We start from the raw sequence: 17927 nt of genomic DNA on the forward strand, positions 1-17927 counted from the left end.
CCGGTTTCGAACCGTCCAGGGCCGCGTCGTCCGTCGGTTTCCGAATATGTAATGTCAATTATTGGTAGCCAGAAGTTTATTATGGTTGAGTGTGGTGATGCACTCGAGTTTCAGAATGTCGTCTCTCAATGACTTTCACCAGAATTTGTTTCGACTGTACGAACACTACGTCGGCGAGCCCGATTCACCGAAGGACGTGTACGGATTTTGGGTGTTCATCGCCGGCTATCTCCTCGGCGCAGTCGGGGTCATCGTCTTCGTGGTCGGCTACACGGGACAGGTCGCCCAGTTCGAGTTCCGCGTGTCGGGCGTCCTGGCCGCCATCGGCCTCGCGCTCTGTCTCTTCGGCATCGTACTCCTGTTACCCGTCCGAAGACGGGGGATCCAGGCGAGCGTCGTCGGCCTCTTCATCGCCCTGGCGGGCGCCGCATCCTTCGGTGCCGTCTATCCCGACCACTGGTACTCCCACGGCCGCGAACTGACCGTCGAAGTCGTCGGTCTCTACGCGACCGGCATCGCAATCATCGCCGGCGTAACCGCGCTCGTCCCTATCGTCACGGGGCGCAAGGGGATGTTCGTCGCGGAAGAAGGCGCGACGGAAGAGCCCCCGATCATGACCGGTGACTCCCTCGAGGGCGCCCAATTCGCCGTCTTCCGCGACGAGGAGGGCGACTGGAAGTGGCACGTCCTCCACCTCGAGGCGCTCGCCGAGAGCGTGTCTAGCGCGGTCACCCGTCCGGAGACGGAGTCGGGCATCGAGAATGTCAAATCCCAGATTGGCTCGGCGGGCCTGATGGAGCTGACGACTTCGGCGTTTCGCCTCCACGAGGACCGCGAGGGGACCTGGCAGTGGACGCTGGCTCGAGACGACGGGAGCGTCGTGGGGACCTGCGCGAGCGAGTTCGACCGACGCGACGACGCCGAACAGTCGGTGAGCTTTCTCAAGGACCGCGGTCCGGGCGCGGACGTGATCGAGATCGACGGCGCGGCCTTCACTTACACCGAACGGCGCGACCAGTGGTACTGGCAACTGCTCGACGACGACCGGCGTCCGCTGGCCGAGAGCGAGGAGGGCTACGCGTCGATGGATCGGGCCGAGGCGGCCGCCCAGACGTTCGCCGAGCGGTTCGACCGGGCGCGACTGCTCGACGTCGACCACGTCGGCGTCGAACTCCTCGAGGAGGCCGACGGCTGGACCTGGCGGTTCGTCGACGAGGCCGACGAGGAACTGGCCCGGGCGACGACCGACTTCGAGACCAGGCGCGCCGCGGAGGACGGCGTCGAGGCGCTCCTCTCGGAACTCGAGTCGGCGTCGGTGACCGTCGCGAGCGAACCGACCTACGAGTGCTACGAATCCGAGGCCGAAGACGGCTGGAACTGGCGACTGGTCGACGAGAACGAACACGTCGTCGCACACAGCCCGTCGGCTCACGAGAGCGAAGCGGCGACCACCGAGGAGACCACCGCGTTCGCCGGCCACGCGGCGGCCGCGTCCGTCGTGGAGATCGATGATGCCGAGTACGAGATCTATCCGACCCACCGGATGGCCGCCGCGGATGGCGGCGAACTGCAACCCGTGGACGCCGACGACGCTGACGGCGCCAACGGCATCGACGACGAATCGACCGGTACCGACGAACCGTCGGTGACCCAGGACTGGCACTGGCGCCTCGTCACGGAAGATCGGGAGGTCATCGCGGCCAGCACCGAGGCCCACGTCGGTGAGGACGCTGCCGGGAGCGCCATCGAACGCGTCCGCCAGCAGGCCAGCGAGGCCGATCTCATCGAGTTCGAGAACGCCGCGTTCCAGGTCTACGAGGCCGACTCCGGCGAGTGGCGCTGGCGGCTGATCGACGAGGACGGCAACGTGCTCGCCGACTCCGGTGAGGAACACACCTCCCGCGGGGACGCCGCGGAGGCCATGATGACGCTCAAAGAGCAGGCGCCCGAGGCCGAACTCCTCGAGATCGACACAGCCGCGTTCGAAATCTTCACCGAGGACGGCGAGTGGGGCTGGCGGCTGATCGACGAGGCCGGCAAAATGGTCGCGGAGGACCCGGCCAGCCACCCGACGCGGGCGGCGGCCAAAGAAGCCATGGAGCGCCTGCTCGCCCATCTCGATTCGAGCGTCCGGACGATGGACGACGCCATCTTCCAGACTTACGCCGACCAGGACTGGCAGTGGCGATTCGTGCTTCCATCGGGCGAAACCGTCGCTGTGTCCGCCGAGGAGACCTCAACTCGCGACGAACTCGAGCGGGCCATCGACGACGTCCGCGAGACGGCAGCGAACGGCCAGCCCACGACCGTCGGCGACGTCTCCGTCCAGCTGTACGGCAGCGGGAGCGGCGAGTGGCGCTGGCGACTCCTCGACCGCGAGCGGACGATCGTCACCGACGCCACCCGGACGTACGACTCGCGCGGTCGCGTGATGTCCGCGGTCAAGGGCCTGAAAGCGCGCGCGGCCGACGCGCCGATTTTCACCATCGAAACGGCAGCCATCCGGCTGACCGACGACGGCGGCTGGGCCTGGGAACTCATCGATGCCGATCGGGAGGTACTCGCGAGCGCCGTCGAGACCGAGCGCACCAAGGCGGACGCGATGTCCGTCGTCGACGAGGTCAGGCGTCGAGCACCCATCGCCGGTCGCGTCGACTTCGACGTCGCCTCCTTCGAACTGTTCGCCGACGAGGACGGGCGGTGGCGCTGGCGGCTGATCGACGAGAACGGACGCACCGTCGCGGTCGGGTCGGAGGGCCACGCCTCGAGCGAGTCCGCCCAGGCGGCCCTCGAGGACGTCCGCGGGCTGATCGCGAACGCGAGCATCCTCGAGATCGATAGTGTCTCCTTCGAACTCCACCGCGCGGAGGACGGCTGGGTCTGGCGGCTGATCGACACCTACGGCGACGTGCTGGCCGAGAGCACCCAGAGCTACAAGCACCGGACGGACGCTCGGGAGGCGATGATGGCGGTGAAATCGCACGCACCAGAAGGCTGGATCACGTTCACCGAGTGATCGCCGGTCCCTGAGGCGGATTTCGTTTTACTGCGAATTCTCCTTCGGAGCGTTCGGTTCGCTCGAGGGGGATGAGTCTCTCGAGGCCGAAAGCAAGAACGAAGACGAATTTCGAGAACGAGGCCGAGATCGGGAACGGGCGAGAGCTTACGGTTCGATCACGAGTTTCCCGAACACGCTGTCTTCCATCACGGCACGCTGGGCCTCGCCAGCCTCCTCAAGCCCGTACGTCTCGGCGATTTCGATCGACAGGTTCCCGGTCTCGAGGAGGTGTGCGACCCCACGAAGTGGCACGCGGAGGTCGGGCGTATTGAACATGCTCATGAACTGGTAGTTGACGTCCTTCGACCGGGCGGCCCCGTCGTTCGTGAAGCCGGGGTCGGGGCTGTTCTCCCCGATGCCGACCACTCGTGCTCCGGTCGCCGCCACGTCGGCGTCGAACTGGAGGTAGTCGTCGAGGCGGTGATCGAGAATCGCGTCGACGCCGCCGTCGCTGGCCTCGAGGACGGCGTCGGCGAGGTCCTCTCGACCGTAATCGAGAACCGTCTCGGCGCCGAGGTCGGCCAGGGCGTCGTGGTAGTCGGGGCTCGCGGTCGTGAGGACGCGGGCGCTCACCGCGGCGGCAATCTGGACGGCGGCGTGACCGACGCCGCCGGAGCCGCCGTGGACGAGGCAGTACTCGGCAGGGTCGAGGGCGGCGTGGTCGATCAGGGCCCGCCAGGCGGTAACGGTGGCGACGCCGGCCGCGCCCGCCTGCGTAGCGTCGACGCCGTTGGGCAAGTGAACGACGCGGTCGGTCGGAATCGTGGCGTACTCGGCGTAGCTCCCCTGGGCCGTCGCGTTGCCGATCCCGGTTCCGAAGACTCGGTCGCCCGGTTCGAAGCCCTCGACGGCGTCGCCGGTCTCGACGACGGTTCCCGAGACGTCCACGCCGGGCGTAAACGGCAGGGAGACTGGTTCGTAGGACCCGTCCCGGAAGTAGGTGTCGACGGGGTTGACGCCTGCCGCAGCGACCTCGAGGAGGAGTTCGTCGCTCCCCGGGTCGGGGCAGTCGGCGTCGACTACTTCGAGGACGTCCAGTCCACCGTGGGTTTCGAGTCGTACGGCGCGCATGTGCCTCGAGACGGCGCAGGTTGGCATAAATGGTGGCCACCGTTTACCGTTCCCCGGTCTGGACCGGCGTCGGTGGCGGTATCGGTCCCACTCGAAGCCCGCAATCGCGTCGTTTTTGTCCGACCCACTCGAGGTGACCGGTGTGAGCGACCACGAGACCGTCCCGGCGGAGGTCGAAGACGAGTCGGAGATTCCCGAGGACCACCCCCGGTACACCGACCTGGTGACCCGGCACCGAATCGAACGCGGCATCGAGAAGGGCATCACCCACCTCCAGGGTATGCACGCCGAGGGCCGCGGAAGCGCGTTCGACTACCTCCTGGGCGAGGAGACGACCCCGAGCGCCGACGACGCCGAACGAGCGGCCGCGGCCCACCTCCTGCTGGCCGACCGACCAGTGCTCTCGATCAACGGCAACGTCGCCGCGCTCGTCCCCGCCGAGATGGTCGCGCTCGCCGACGCCGTCGACGCCGACCTCGAGGTCAACCTCTTCAACCGGACGCCCGAACGCATCGACGCCATCGCGGGCCACCTCCGCGAGCACGGCGCCGAGGACGTCAAGGGGATCGAGGCGGACGCCCACATTCCGGGTCTCGAGCACGAGCGCGCGAAGGTCGACGCCGACGGGATCTACGCGGCCGACGTCGTCCTGGTCCCGCTCGAGGACGGGGACCGGGCGGAAGCGCTCGAGGCGATGGGGAAGACGGAGATCGTCATCGACCTGAATCCGCTCTCGCGATCCCCGCGTGTGGCGGACGTGCCGGTCGTCGACAACATCGTCCGGGCGGTGCCGAATATCACCGCCCACGCGCGGGATCTGGCCGACGCCGACGAGGCGACACTCGAGGCCATCGTCGCCGACTTCGACGCGGAAGCGGCGCTCGAGGCCGCCGAAGCGCGGATCCGGAACGGTTTCTCAGGAGAGACAGGGAACGGTCTCTGAGGAGAGACGGGGAACGGTCTCTGAGCGAGCTATCTGAAACGATCTCTGAGCGGTCTTCAGAGACCGTGGGGCACTCGAGTGCTTCCACAGTTGCTCGAAGCGGCACTACTGAGAGCGGGGGCCGCGAGACCAGATGCTCCTCGATGGCGAATCGGGGGTAGAATCGGCACGCAGACGCCGATTCAGAGACGGGCTTACGGCCTACCAGGCGACCGAGTCCCAGAACGGGTCGAGCAGGAAGAACAACGACTGGTAGGCGATGTACGCGAGGGCGACCGCCGAAGCCGTCATCGCAGCCTTGGGTCGCTCGAGGGGCAGTTCCTGGCGGGCTTCGACCAGGCGCGCCTCGAACTCGAAGAAGTCCGCGATGAGCAGGGTGATGGCGAGGGAGGTGAAGATGACCCCGGGGTGGAGGTCGACCGTCAGATAGTAGAAGCCGCCGAGGACGATCAGGAACGACGAGACGTCGAGGATGAGTGGGCGTGCGATCGCTTCGGGGTCCTCCTCGCTGGCCACGGAGACGGTTCGGCGGTGTGCGACCGCGCGGACGAACAGGTTCGCGACGACGAGCCCGAGCAGAACGAACTCGATGAGCATGACGCCGCCGACGACCTCCTCGGCGAGGACGTCGACCGGGCCGAGCAGCGCTGGTGATAACATACTCGAAACACAGTGGTTCGTGCATTAGAATTTTTCCAATGTCGCGCGCGACTGTCCGAGAGCGCTCGAGTGGCGAAAACGCTATTCGTGAGGTTGCTACGGCAGGTATAGCACGATCGGTCGATGCCGACTAGGGCTGCGGGCCAGCGAACGGCCCACGACTCACCGGCGACTCGAGACACGCGAGCGCGCGTTCGGGCTCGACCCGGATCGAGACAGACGCACCGACGCTGATCGTCTCGAGACAGCGATCGTCGACACAGAGCGAGACGGCGACCTCGTCGCGCTCGACGGCGAGCGTGAGGTCGTCGTCGGGCACCACCCAGTGGCGCGTTCGGGTGGTGAACGGGGCGATCGGGACCACCGAGAGGGCGTCCACGGCCGCCGACAGCGAGGGGCCGGAGGCGGCGGCCGCGTAGGCGTGGCTTCCGGCCGGCGTCGCCGCGACCACGCCATCCGCGCGGAACGCCGCGAGCGTGCTCCCGCGGCTGTGAACGCTGTACTCCGAAATCTGGGCCGGTTCGTCGGTGACGAGCGAGACGTCGAAGACGGCCCTCGAGACGACCGAATCGTCGGCGACGACCGAGACCAGTGGGTGGCGCATGATCGTCGCGTCGCCGCGAGCAAGAGCGTCGACCGCCTCCCGAAGGTCAGTCAGGGCCACCGGAGCGACCCCGGCGCTGGTCGCCACGGGGAGGATCGGCGCGTCGACGGCGTTCTCGAGCCTGGCGAGCGACGAGAGTGCGCGATCACCGACCGCGACGACGAGGTCCGGAGCGGCGTCGTGAACCTCGTCTGGCGATCCGGTGACGACTTCGAAATCGCCGTCGAATGCGCTGAGCGCGTCTTTGAGTGCCTCCTCGCGTTCACCAGCCCCTGCCCCTGCGCTCTCGTCCGTCGCTCCGTTCCCGCTGGCGATCGTGCCGGAGCCGGCCGCTCGAGTCGAATCACCCGTCACGTCGTCCGCGACGATCCCGATCCGGGGCGCGTCGCCCAGCGTCAACCCGTCCTCGTCCATACGACTCTGTTGCCGGGGATCGACCAAAAACGTGCGGTTCCGAGCGCCGCCGTCGCACTCGCCGTCGTCCTCGTCGTGCTCACCGTCGCTGTCGTCGCCAAACGTGTCGGCGGTCACACCACCCTCGCCGTCACTCGTCGTAGGGCCAGTCGCCGGTGATCCGCATCCCCTCGGCGAGATCTTCGGCCTCGAGTCGTTCGACGATCTCGTCGGTCGACTTCGGCTCGGTGGTCACGTCGTCGCTCGCGAGCGTGACGACGTACTCGGTGAGGAGGATAGCCTGCTCGAGGAGGTCGCGTTTCTCGAGTTTTTCGAACGTATCGGCGAAGGTGTGGCCCCAGCCGCGACCGACCTCGTCGGACGTGCTCATCACGTGGGTGCCGGGGACGCCCCACCGGACGAACGGCCAGTGATCGCTGTGCGGGCCGAGTTTGGGGATCGTCTCGATGGGGTGGCCAAAGCGGTCGGACACCTCGTCGGCGACCTCCTCGAGGGCGTCGAAGCCGTGGGTGGTCAGTGAGAGTGTCCGTCCGCGCACGACTCCATCGTTGTTGACGATGGCCTTGATTTCGTCGTGGTCGGCGGTGTCGGCGTGGTGTGCTGAGCCGACGAGTCCGACCTCCTCGGCGCCGTAGGCGACGAACTCGACGCACGTCTCGAGGTCGTCCTCGCGGGCGGCGAGAGCGTTCGCGAGTTCGACCACCATCGCGGTGCCGGCGCCGTTGTCCAGGGCGCCCTCCGCGATGTCGTGGGCGTCGACGTGGCTCGTGACGAGCACGCGCTCGTCGGTCTCGGGACCGAGTTCAGCGTGGACGTTCTGGCTCTCGGCGTCCTCGACTGTGGCCTCGACGGCGACCTCGATCTCCTCGCCGTCGAACCGCCGGGCCAGCCTGGCACCAACCTCGCTCGAGACGCCGACGGCCGGAATCTCGCCGACGGGGTTTTCGGGCGTCCCGACGCTTCCCGTGGGCGGGAGACAGCCCTCGACGTGATTGCGGTAGACGAATCCGGCCGCCCCGTTCACGACCGCGTGGTAGTACTTCTCGCGCCGGTGGACGTACCGGTCGTAGTAGTCCGGAATGTCGCTTCGAACCATGACGACCGCGCCCTCAAGGTCGGCGTCCTCGAACTGTTCGGGGAGGCCGTACTCGAGGTCGACCAGCGGGGCCGTTGCCGACGCCGAGGGGCTGCGGGGAAGCGCGATACACTCGAGTTCAAGGCCGTCCGCCCGAATCGCACTCGAGCCGCGTTCCCAGCCCTGAATCTCGTAGGGTTCGAGTCTCGCATTTCGAGCGCCGGCGGCCTTGAGCGCGTCGCGCGTCAGTTCCGCTGCCTCGCGTTCGCCCGACGAGCCGGTCATGCGATTGCCGACGTCGACGAGGGCCTCGAGGTGGTTCCAACCACGGTCACTGGTGAATACGTCGCCGATCCACGTGGACATGTGCCGGAGTAGGTCGTCCCGGTAGCCTAACTGTTGGGAATCCGTCGTCCGGAACGAGGCGAGGTCGACGGATCGTCAAAAATTGCCCGAATCTTCGGATTATTCTCGACGAATCGTTGTGCTCTTTTAAGGATAGTTGGCGTATCTTTACCATACCGGGGTAAAGCCCATCATTTATTAGCTAGTACAGCATCTTCCCTGATAGACCGTTGGAATCTACTATGGCCAGTCACGTCGATGAAATCGTTCGTGTGTTGCCGGAACTCGAAGCCGATGCCGACGAGGACGAGGGTCCACAGTACTCCCTCACCCACTCCGAGGAGACGCTCCTCGAACTCTACGAGACACAGGTACTCGCCCGAACGTTCGACGACAAAGCGATCAGCCTCCACCGACAGGGGCGGATCGGTACCTACGCCCCCATGCAGGGCCAGGAGGCCGCCCAAATTGGGGCCGCGATGGCCCTTAGCGACGAGGACTACCTCTTTCCGACCTACCGCGATCACGCGATGTACCTCTCGCGTGGCCTCCCGCTCTCGGAGGTCATCCGCCACCTGATGGGTCGAGGAAACTACGTCGACCGCCAGGACGAGGCGGACCTCCGGACGTTCCCGATCACCATCCCCATCGCGACCCAGCTCCCACACGCCGTCGGCATGGGCATGGCCTCGAATCTCAAGGGCGACGACGTCGTCTCGATGGCCAGCCTGGGCGACGGCGCCACGAGCGAGGGCGACTTCCACGAGGCCCTCAACTTCGCGGGCGTCTTCGAGGCGCCGACCGTCTTCTTCTGTCAGAACAACGGCTACGCCATCTCGGTGCCACGGGAGCGCCAGACGGCGAGTGCCACCATCGCCCAGAAGGCCGACGCCTACGGCATCGAGGGCGTCCGCGTCGACGGCAACGACGTCTTGGCCGTCTACGACGTCGTGAACGAGGCCCTCGAGCGCGCGCGGAACGGCGGCGGTGCGACCCTCCTCGAGGCCGTCACCTACCGTCGCGGACCGCACACGACCACCGACGACCCTGACGTCTACCGGGACGAGGACGAAGCCGACGAGTGGACCGACCCCCTCGAGCGAACCCGCGAGTACCTCGAGTCGACCGTCGGCTGGTCCGACGAGGACGAACAGGCCGTTCGCGAGCTGGCCGAGGAGCGCGTCCAGTCGGCGGTCGAGACGGCCGAATCCGAGTCCGACCCCGACGCCGAGACGATGTTCGATCACGTGTACGCGGGCGAGCACCCGCGCTACGCCCGTCAGCGACGACAGCTTCCCGACGACCCGTCGCTCGGACACTGAGCCGGTTCCGGGCTGTTTTCCGGCGTGTCGCCGTCGCCGCCGATTCTCGAGCGGGTTTTCGAGATCGCGAGCGTGCTCGTTGTCTCGAGCCTGCGGTGCCGACGGCGGCGCTCGAGCCTTCGCACTGTTCCGCTTTCCCGCGCTCGAGCCTTCGCACCGTTCCGCTTTCCCGGTAATTATTAGCGCGGCACGCCCACGCTCTGGCATGGAGATCGATCTGTCACCGCTCACAGACTTCCTCGCCGACGAGGAACTCGACGCCTACCTCATCGACGACGACGCGACCGACTCCGACCAGCGCTACGTCTCCGGGTTCTCCGCGCCCGACGCCTACCAGACGCTCGTCACGCCCGACGGCGAGGTCCACCTGCTCGTCTCGGGTCTCGAGTACGGCCGGGCCGTCAAGGAGTCGGGAGCCGACACCGTCACCCGGTATGCGACGTACGACTCCCAGGAACTCATCGCCGAGCACGGCCGCTACGAGGGGTTCCTCCGCGTCCTGGAGCGGTTCCTCGACGACCGGGAGGTCGCCTCGGTCGCCGTCCCGCGCAGCTTCCCGACCGGGACGGCCGACGGCCTCCGCGAGCGCGGCCTCGAGGTGACCGTCGAGTCAGACGGAATCGTCGGCGAGATTCGCTCGGTCAAACACGACGAGGAGGTCGAGCACGTCCACCGCACCCAGCGGGCGAACCAGGCGGCGATGGCCGTCGCCGAGAGCCTGATCGCCGGGGCAGACGTCGAGGACGGCGTCCTCCACCACGAGGGCGAGCCCCTGACCAGCGAGCGCGTCACGGAGGAGATCGAGGTCGCGCTCCTGCGAAACGGCTGTTCGCTCGACGAGACCATCGTCGCGTGCGGCGAACACGGCGCCGATCCCCACGACCGCGGGAGCGGCCCGCTCGAGGCGAACGAGTTGATCGTGGTCGACATCTTCCCGCGCGACAAGGAGACGAAGTACTTCGGGGACATGACCCGGACGTTCTGTCGCGGCGATCCGACCGACGAGATGCGCCGGCGCTACGAGGTCACCCGCGAGGCCTTCGAGGCCGGCCTCGAGGCGATCGAACCCGGCGCGACCGGCGCGGCTGTCCACGACGCCGTCTGCGACGTCATCGAGGACGCCGGCTACGCCACCTTCCGGAGCGATCCCGGCACCGAAACGGGATTCATCCACAGCACCGGCCACGGCGTCGGTCTCGACATCCACGAATCGCCGAGTCTCTCGCCCTCGGGTGAGGAACTCGAGGTGGGCCACGTGGTCACGGTCGAACCCGGCATCTACGACCCGGCGGTCGGCGGCGTCCGCATCGAGGACCTCGTCGTCGTCACTGAAGATGGCTACGAGAACCTCACCGACTATCCAATCGACCTCGAGCCATCGGTACGCGCTGAACCGAGCGAGTGAGCGCAGGCCGAATCAACCGAGTGAGGTGGTCGTGCCGAACCGACTCGAGTGAGGTGGTGCATCCAAACCAGCCGAGCGACTCGATCGGCGCCCCACACCGACTCGAGCGACGGGCCGCCGCCCACCGAACCGTTTTTGCGCCGGCGACGGGTAGCGGTCCCCAATGGAGGTTCTGATCGTCGGCGCCGGCGCGATGGGAACGTGGTTCGGGGAAGCGATAGCCGACGATCCGTCCGTCGACGCGACGCTGGCGTTCGCCGACGTCGACGAGAACGCTGCCGAGCGCGCCGCCGAAACCGTGGGCGGCACCACCGCCGACCTCGAGGGAACGACGACCTACGACGCCGTCTGCGTGGCCGTCCCCATGGGTCGCGTCGAGGCATCGATCGAGCGCCACGCGAGGCGGGCTGAACGCGCCGTGCTCGACGTCACCGGCGTGATGACGACCCCGCTCGAGGCGATGGCCGCGTACGCCGACGACCTCGAGCGAGTGAGTTTGCACCCGCTGTTCGCCCCCGAGCGGGCGCCGGGGTCGATCGCGACGGTTCGCGCCCGCGAGGGGCCGGTCACCGACTCGCTGCTGTCGGCGCTCGAGTCAGCGGGCAACCGCCTCGTCGAGACCACGCCCGAGGAACACGACCAGGCGATGGAGTCCGTCCAGGCGGCGGCTCACGCCGCCATCCTGTCGTTCGCCCTGGCGGCCGAACGCGTCCCCGAGGGGTTCCAGACGCCGATTTACGACGACCTCGAGCGACTCGCGACCTACGTCACCGGGGGCAGCTCCCGCGTGTACGCGGACGTCCAGCGAACGTTCGACGGCGCCGACGCCGTCGCCGAGGCCGCTCGAGCGATCGCCGATGCCGACGGCGAGGCGTTCGAGTCGCTGTACGACGAGGCGGCGGACCGATGGAGTGGCCGAGACCGACTCGAGGACGGCAAAACGGACGTCCAGAACGACGGCGAAACGAGCGTCCAAAACGACGCCGAGAGCGCAAACGGAGGTGACCGCGAGTGACCGACCAGCGCGAGGCCATCCGGTCGAACGCGAAGTACCTGCGCCAGGTCCGACCGATCGATCCCGAGGAGATCAGCAGCTACGTCGAGGGCGAACCACACCCGGCCGTCGTCGCCCAGATCCTCCGCGAGGAGGCGCTCGATCTCGGCCTCGTCGAGCGCGAGGACGGGACGTTCGCCCCCGTAAGCGACGAACCGGTGCCGCCGCGGTCGGCGGCCACCACCGATCCCGTTCATCGACTACCCGAGCGGTACGTCACCCGTCTCGAGGAGAACCTGGTCGACCGCTACGGCGTGGACTGGCACGAAGGCCCCTCGGGTTCGCTCCTCCGGTCGACGATTCGGCGGATGAAGTCCCAGTACCTCGAGCGACGGTCCGTCTCCTACGACGAGGACGTCGCCGCCGGCTACGCCATCTACCACCTGCCGGGCTACTACGCAGCGATCCAGTACGCCCTGGACGACCTCGCCGAACGAGGGCTGCTCGAGCGACGGTTGCGCGTGCTCGACGTCGGAGCCGGCGTCGGCGGCCCCGCGCTGGGGCTGTTCGAATTCCTCCCCGACGATTCGCTGGTGGATTATCACGCCGTTGAACCGGGTGAAGGCGCCGACGTGCTCGAGGCGTTGCTCGAGGAGACGGGGCAAAACGTCCACGCGACGATCCATCGAACGACCATCGAGTCGTTCGACCCGGGGTCCCTGGACGATAGTCGCGACTCCGACGCGGACGACGCGGACCCCGCGTTCGACCTCGTACTCGCCTGTAACGTCCTCAGCGAACTCGAGGACCCCGAAGCCGTCCTTCGACGGGCGCTCGAGTGGCTCGCGCCCGACGGCTCGCTGGTGGCGATGGCGCCCGCCGACAAGAACGCCAGCATCGAACTCCGGGAACTCGAGCGAACCCTCGAGGCCGACGGCGTCACCGTCTACGGCCCGACCGTTCGGCTGTGGGGCGGCGAATCGCCCACGGATCGGGGCTGGTCGTTCGACGTCCACCCGGACCTCGAGGTGCCGTCGTTCCAGCGAAAGCTCGACCGAGCGGCTGGCGAGGGTGCGGAGGCCGGCGAGTTCGTCAACGTCGACGTCCAGTTCTCCTATTCGATTCTCCGGCGGGACGGAACCCGACGGATCGCGATCGGGCTCGAGGGGAGCGGACAGGCGAAGATGGCCGAGATGGAACGCCACGTCACGAATCGGATCGACCTGACGGCCGCGAAGTTGAGCCACTCCCTGAGCGAGGCTCGTGGAGGGGACGGCAGGCCCCGGGAGCACGATGCGGACGACCGGAAACCGAACCCGATCTTTAAGATCAGCGACGGCAGCGAGGCCGTCGACCACTACGCCGTCGTGACGAACGAAACCGCGCTCAATCGGCCCCTGCTCGAGGCCGAGTACGGCGACGTACTCGCGTTCGAGAACGTGCTCGTCCTCTGGAACGACGACGAGGGCGCGTACAACCTCGTCGTCGACGAGGAGACGATTGTCGACCGGATCGGGTGAATCGGCTGACAGGGCCGAACCGGGAGGTCCAACGTTCCCCAAACGGAGCACTTTTCGATCACGACGCCGACGGATGGGTATGAGCGAGCGCGAGAGCGAGCGACATCGAGACCGGAACCAGGACCGGAACCGGGACCGGGACGACGACGGCCTCGAGATTCTGCTGACGAACGACGACGGGATCGACAGCCCCGGCCTCCGAGCGCTGTACGACGAACTCTCCGCCCTCGGCACCGTGACGACGGTCGCCCCGGCCACCGACCAGAGCGCCATCGGTCGCGCCCTCTCGAACGACGTCGACGTCGAGGAGCACGACCTCGGCTACGCCGTTCACGGCACGCCCGCCGACTGCGTCGTCGCCGGCCTCTCGGAACTCTGCCCGACCGATCCCGACCTCGTCGTGTCGGGGTGTAACAAAGGCGCCAACCTCGGCGAGTACGTCCTCGGGCGCTCGGGCACCGTCAGCGCCGCTGTCGAGGCCGCGTTCTTCGACGTACCCGCAATCGCCGCGTCGATGTACATCCCTACCGGCGACCTCGCGTTCACCGACGTCGAGACGACCACCGAGGACTACGTCCTCGCCGCCGACGCGACCCGTTACCTCGCCGAACGCGGCCTCGAGTCCGGGGTCTTCGAGACGGTCGCGTACCTCAACGTCAATGCCCCGATGCCCGACGGCGCGACCGAGAGCGTCGACCTCGCCCCGCTCGAGCTCACGCGCCCGTCGAAACGCTACGAGATGGACGCGAGTCGCCACGAGACGGGCGTCACCCTCCACGACCGCGTCTGGGAGGATATGGACCCCGACGTCATCCCCGACCCCGAGGGGACCGACCGGCGAGCCGTCGCCGAGGGTCGAATCAGCGTCTCCCCGCTGACGGCTCCCCACACCGTGGCCGATCCAGACTCGCTGTCGGAACTCGTGGCGTCCTACGGCCGACTCGAGGAGCGTTCGCGTCCGGAGTTTTGAGTTCGACTGGGGCCGCCACCACTTTCCGTATCCGGAACGCCAGTTGTGACATGACCTCCCTCGAGATCGAGTACTGTCACCCCTGTGGCTTTCTCGACCGCGCGCTCGACGTCCAGGCGGCCGTTATGCGATCGTTCGGCGGCGAACTCGAGTCGGCGACGCTCACCGTCGGCGACCACGGGGTGTTCGTCGTTCGCGTCGACGACGCGGTCGTCTTCGACGTCAGCGAGGAGTCGTTCGACGTCGACGAGATCGTCAGGGCCGTTCGAGCCGACCTGTGACCGGCGGGCTGATCGCCAAACCGTGGCCAGCGGAGATGTCGGACTCGATGCAATTCTCGAGAAGCGACTCGACACCGGACACATATAATCCTGCGAGCACAAGAGAAAGGTAGGAGCACATCCTATCAGCGATATCAACCGAGGTTGGTGATCACACAAATGGTATTCAATTCACTTCGAGACCGTCTTTCGTCCCTCTTCGGATCGGAGACTGCAGACGCTGAATCGGTCGACGGCCAGTCGGCTTCCGGGACGCCCTCCGATCCCGATGCGACCCCCGAGGAACCGACCACAGGACCGGCCGCTCGAGAGAACAAGGAGACGTTGAGTTACGCCGAACAGGTCGAATACGGCGCCAGCGATCGCGAAATCGCTGACGAGGACAAAGTTCTTCGCCTCCTCGTCAAACGCGGCGGGCGCGTCGACGAAACGACCATCCTGGAGGAAACGGGATGGAAGGAATCACATCTCTCGGCAGTCGTCGAGGAGATGGAAGACGACAATCAGGTCAGTGCGATCACGGTCGGGCGAAAGCGCGTCATCTGTCGGCGCGGCTTCGAGCCCAAGGGGTACCGGTCGCATCTGAACGAGTAACTGAGGGATTTTACGGGGGTCGGGGACTTCTCGAGAGCAACCGGCGCGAGCGCTGGCTTTCCGATTTCGCGTCCAGGTCGGTATTTCGGACGGAACATCGTCGAGCTCGAAGGGGTGCGATGTAGCCTGGTTCTGACGGGGCGCTCCTGGTCGAACCGTTCCACCACGGACCGACGTTCGTGAGACGACTGGTAGGAGCGAGGACAGAGTAGATGCAGCTACGAGATCGCCGCAGGTACACGCTCGAGCGCGTCATCTAACTGGGATTCGTGGCGGCCGAGCATCTTTCGCATTACCGCTTCCGCAGCCATGTCTGCAACGACCCCGTCTGGGATCCAGTTCTGGTCCGTCGGCGTCCCTCGACCCTGTAGTTCCAACACGGCGAATTCGGCTATGTGAGCGTGTTCGATGTAATGGGTGGCGAGGTTCGCGTACTCCCATGCCGTCCGCGGGTCTTCGAAATCCACGAGCGGTTTGCGTCTCTCGTACCCCGATTCGATCCCCGTCCGGAACGAAACTGAGTAGACGGTTGTGTCTGCCTCCGTGTCGCGAACTCGAGCGTAGTCCACCCTGTCTTTCGAAACGGCGTGTGTGGGGGTAACGAAGACACCTATCTCCCCATTTTTGTAGCCGTCCTCAGTATCTTCCCACGTTGCATGATGTGACACCATTTAGCGTCCACTCGGTTTCCCATCGCATAGAGTTTTTGGACTGTCAATCCACTGTCGGTGTTCTAACTGGGTTTGTGGCGTGTTGGCTCGAGGGCCCCTAAAAGGGGTTTCCTCGAGATCGACCAGAGACGGACTACTACTCGGTCCACTATCTTCAGTTCTACACCATTATTCACCAATATTATGTATCAAAAGGTGATTTGCTCAGATATGCCAAAACGGATCACGGATTATCACGAGGCAGGAGAGAAGACACAGATGGCTATGAATTACTGTGCTCTGAATAAAGTCGTTCCCAGGAAATCGGATGACCCCTATCTTCCAGAATCCTGGAAAGGAATCCCATCTAGCGAGGTGAGGGAAGGGATTGAACGGGAATTCGGCACCCAGGTAGCAAGTGGGACCGGGACGTACATGTGGCAAAGGATTGGTGCAGACCACGATATCGAAGCGGCACTATCATTTCTACAGGAACGTCGTGAGGAACTCTTAGATGGTGACCTGCAAGAATTGGCTGATTGGAAGTAGTAGCCAACATCTGGAAGAAGAGTGCGATTGATTCCTGCTTCAAGTATTGTGTACGTAAACCAAGAGGAAAAGCAATTCAGGATTTAACGAGCTGAAAATTCACACATGGACTTGCCGGGATTTGAACCCGGGGCCTCTCCCATGCCAAGGGAGTGATCTACCGCTGATCTACAAGCCCTCGTACGCACCTTCTGCTTTCCGGCGGGCATAGATAAACCCCTCGAATTCTCCGCAGGGACGCTACGCTGGCACATGGTTTTCGGGCGCTCGAGCCCTCCTCCACCCGACAATCCAAACCCGCCCGCTCCTCGAGTTTAAATACCGTACCGAAGCCAGAGCCGGTGTATGAAACTACACTTCAGGCTGGCGACGGGCATCTACCTCCAGACGTTTCCGTTCGTCCTCCTCCGACTGGGCATCGGGCTCGCACTCGGTATTGCATCGCTCCTCTACTTCGGCGCCATCGGCTGGATGGCCTACACGTTCGTCGACGCGGGGACCATCTCGGGGTGGATCGCCATCGTGGGCCTCCTGGTCGCGCTCGCGCTATTCGTGAAGGCATGGCGGCTCCTGGTCAGGTACGTCCTCTACCTGGTCAAGGCGGGACACATCGCCGTCATCGCCCACGTGATCGACACGGGCGAGGTTCCGCCGAATCAGGTCACCTACGGGATCGAGCAGGTCAAAGCGAACTTCACCGAAGCCAGCGCCCTGTTCGCCGTCGATCAGGTCGTCAAGGGAGTGCTCGAGCAGTTCAACCGTCGCCTCCTGTCGGTGTCGAACCTCGTCGACTTCGCCCCGAGCCTCGAGCAGATCGTGGAACTCCTGGGGCGGGCCCTGGCGCTCGCGGCGACCTACATCGACGAGGCGATCGTCGCTCACCTGTTCGTCACCGAGGAGGACAACCGCTGGCAGGCCGCGGGCGATGGACTGGTGTTGTACGCCAAGACCTGGAAGTCCGTCCTGGGCTCGACGCTCCTCATCGTGGTGGGAATGTACGCCGTCACGGGGGCGCTCCTCCTGGCGCTCACGCCCCTAGCGGGTGCGTTCGGTGGCCTCTCGACGACGATCGAGTTCGCCGGCTGGCTCGTCGTCGGGGCCATCGTGTTGACCGTCTACACCGGGTTGCTCAAACCGTGGGTGAAGACCGTCGTCATCACGACGTTCCTGCTCGAGTCGCGGAATCACTCGCCGGATGCGAAGACCCGGGCGCGGATCGAAGCGCGCTCCGAGAAGTTCCGCGAGTTACTCGGGCGGGCCGACGCGGAGGACGAAACGAAAGTACGGGACGGCCCGGCGGCTCCGGCCTGATCGGAGCGCTACCGAGTCCAGACAGTGCGAGCCGCAGGTCGCAACGCTTTTGCCTCCGACCGAGAAGAAGGAAGTGGGAAGCGCACGGCCGCAAATCTGACTTCGTCACCCCGCAGTTGTCGGGTGACTCGGGATTGCGGAAGTGCATCCAGCGAGAGCTG

General features: G+C 65.9%; 16 protein-coding genes and 1 tRNA gene. 11 read left to right on the plus strand and 6 right to left on the minus strand.

All coding sequences use genetic code 11. The features are described from left to right. Positions 1–115: 115 nt before the first annotated feature. A complete protein-coding gene (locus tag ACFQS4_RS19555) occupies positions 116–3016 on the plus strand; it encodes a DUF1508 domain-containing protein (RefSeq protein WP_500195670.1) in 2901 nt (966 codons plus the stop codon). A gap of 147 nt (positions 3017–3163) precedes the next feature. Here the strand turns inward: ACFQS4_RS19555 and ACFQS4_RS19560 are convergent, their stop codons facing one another. Further along, positions 3164–4129 (minus strand): NADPH:quinone reductase, encoded by a 966-nt coding sequence (locus ACFQS4_RS19560; RefSeq protein ID WP_500195672.1) that lies wholly within the window; start codon positions 4127–4129, stop codon positions 3164–3166. A gap of 142 nt (positions 4130–4271) precedes the next feature. Here ACFQS4_RS19560 and ACFQS4_RS19565 point away from each other — a divergent pair, with 142 nt between their 5' ends. Further along, entirely contained in the window at positions 4272–5072 is an 801-nt protein-coding gene (locus ACFQS4_RS19565) for a 4-phosphopantoate--beta-alanine ligase (protein ID WP_500195674.1), read from the plus strand. Between the two features lie 201 nt (positions 5073–5273). Here the strand turns inward: ACFQS4_RS19565 and ACFQS4_RS19570 are convergent, their stop codons facing one another. The 3 genes from ACFQS4_RS19570 to ACFQS4_RS19580 form a co-directional block, all read right to left on the minus strand. Beyond that, a complete protein-coding gene (locus tag ACFQS4_RS19570) occupies positions 5274–5732 on the minus strand; it encodes a DUF7313 family protein (protein WP_500195675.1) in 459 nt (152 codons plus the stop codon). A 130-nt stretch (positions 5733–5862) separates the two neighbouring features. After that, complete coding sequence (locus ACFQS4_RS19575) at positions 5863–6867, minus strand: NAD(+)/NADH kinase (RefSeq protein WP_500195677.1); 1005 nt, start codon at positions 6865–6867, stop codon at positions 5863–5865. 13 nt (positions 6868–6880) lie between these two features. Then, positions 6881–8191: a M28 family peptidase gene (locus tag ACFQS4_RS19580; protein ID WP_500195680.1), complete on the minus strand. Its 1311-nt coding sequence runs from the start codon at positions 8189–8191 to the stop codon at positions 6881–6883. Positions 8192–8412: 221 nt separating this feature from the next. On the opposite strand from ACFQS4_RS19580, the gene pdhA reads away from it, so the two are divergent. From pdhA to ACFQS4_RS19615, 7 genes are all read left to right on the plus strand, one after another. After that, complete coding sequence (gene pdhA, locus ACFQS4_RS19585) at positions 8413–9492, plus strand: pyruvate dehydrogenase (acetyl-transferring) E1 component subunit alpha (RefSeq protein ID WP_500195682.1); 1080 nt, start codon at positions 8413–8415, stop codon at positions 9490–9492. A gap of 205 nt (positions 9493–9697) precedes the next feature. After that, a complete protein-coding gene (locus ACFQS4_RS19590; RefSeq protein WP_500195684.1) occupies positions 9698–10897 on the plus strand; it encodes a M24 family metallopeptidase in 1200 nt (399 codons plus the stop codon). 163 nt (positions 10898–11060) lie between these two features. Beyond that, the gene (locus tag ACFQS4_RS19595) at positions 11061–11912 is read left to right on the plus strand and encodes a prephenate dehydrogenase/arogenate dehydrogenase family protein (RefSeq protein WP_500195686.1); all 852 of its coding nucleotides are present in this window, start codon (positions 11061–11063) and stop codon (positions 11910–11912) included. Then, positions 11909–13411 carry a small ribosomal subunit Rsm22 family protein gene (locus tag ACFQS4_RS19600; RefSeq protein WP_500195688.1) on the plus strand — a complete coding sequence of 501 codons (1503 nt, stop codon included), beginning with the start codon at positions 11909–11911 and terminating at the stop codon, positions 13409–13411. Before ACFQS4_RS19595 ends, ACFQS4_RS19600 begins: the two co-directional genes overlap by 4 nt. Before the next feature lie 79 nt (positions 13412–13490). Next, a complete protein-coding gene (surE, locus tag ACFQS4_RS19605) occupies positions 13491–14381 on the plus strand; it encodes a 5'/3'-nucleotidase SurE (RefSeq protein WP_500195691.1) in 891 nt (296 codons plus the stop codon). A 50-nt stretch (positions 14382–14431) separates the two neighbouring features. Further along, the gene (locus ACFQS4_RS19610; protein ID WP_312909324.1) at positions 14432–14662 is read left to right on the plus strand and encodes a SelT/SelW/SelH family protein; all 231 of its coding nucleotides are present in this window, start codon (positions 14432–14434) and stop codon (positions 14660–14662) included. 159 nt (positions 14663–14821) lie between these two features. Continuing rightward, positions 14822–15256, plus strand: coding sequence for a helix-turn-helix transcriptional regulator (locus ACFQS4_RS19615; RefSeq protein ID WP_500195693.1), 435 nt, complete (start codon positions 14822–14824; stop codon positions 15254–15256). Positions 15257–15474: 218 nt separating this feature from the next. Here ACFQS4_RS19615 and ACFQS4_RS19620 read toward each other — a convergent pair whose 3' ends face one another. Further along, entirely contained in the window at positions 15475–15927 is a 453-nt protein-coding gene (locus tag ACFQS4_RS19620; protein ID WP_500195696.1) for a hypothetical protein, read from the minus strand. Between the two features lie 210 nt (positions 15928–16137). Here ACFQS4_RS19620 and ACFQS4_RS19625 point away from each other — a divergent pair, with 210 nt between their 5' ends. Then, positions 16138–16455: a hypothetical protein gene (locus tag ACFQS4_RS19625; protein ID WP_500195698.1), complete on the plus strand. Its 318-nt coding sequence runs from the start codon at positions 16138–16140 to the stop codon at positions 16453–16455. Positions 16456–16561: 106 nt separating this feature from the next. On the opposite strand, the gene ACFQS4_RS19630 is transcribed toward ACFQS4_RS19625, so the two are convergent. Beyond that, positions 16562–16633, minus strand: a tRNA-Ala gene (locus tag ACFQS4_RS19630). A gap of 167 nt (positions 16634–16800) precedes the next feature. Here ACFQS4_RS19630 and ACFQS4_RS19635 point away from each other — a divergent pair. Further along, positions 16801–17766: a hypothetical protein gene (locus tag ACFQS4_RS19635; protein WP_500195700.1), complete on the plus strand. Its 966-nt coding sequence runs from the start codon at positions 16801–16803 to the stop codon at positions 17764–17766. The last annotated feature ends 161 nt before the right edge of the window (positions 17767–17927 follow it).

Origin of the sequence: Saliphagus sp. GCM10025317 (genome assembly GCF_042663665.1) — an archaeon.
In the GTDB taxonomy this organism is placed as follows: domain Archaea; phylum Halobacteriota; class Halobacteria; order Halobacteriales; family Natrialbaceae; genus Natronosalvus.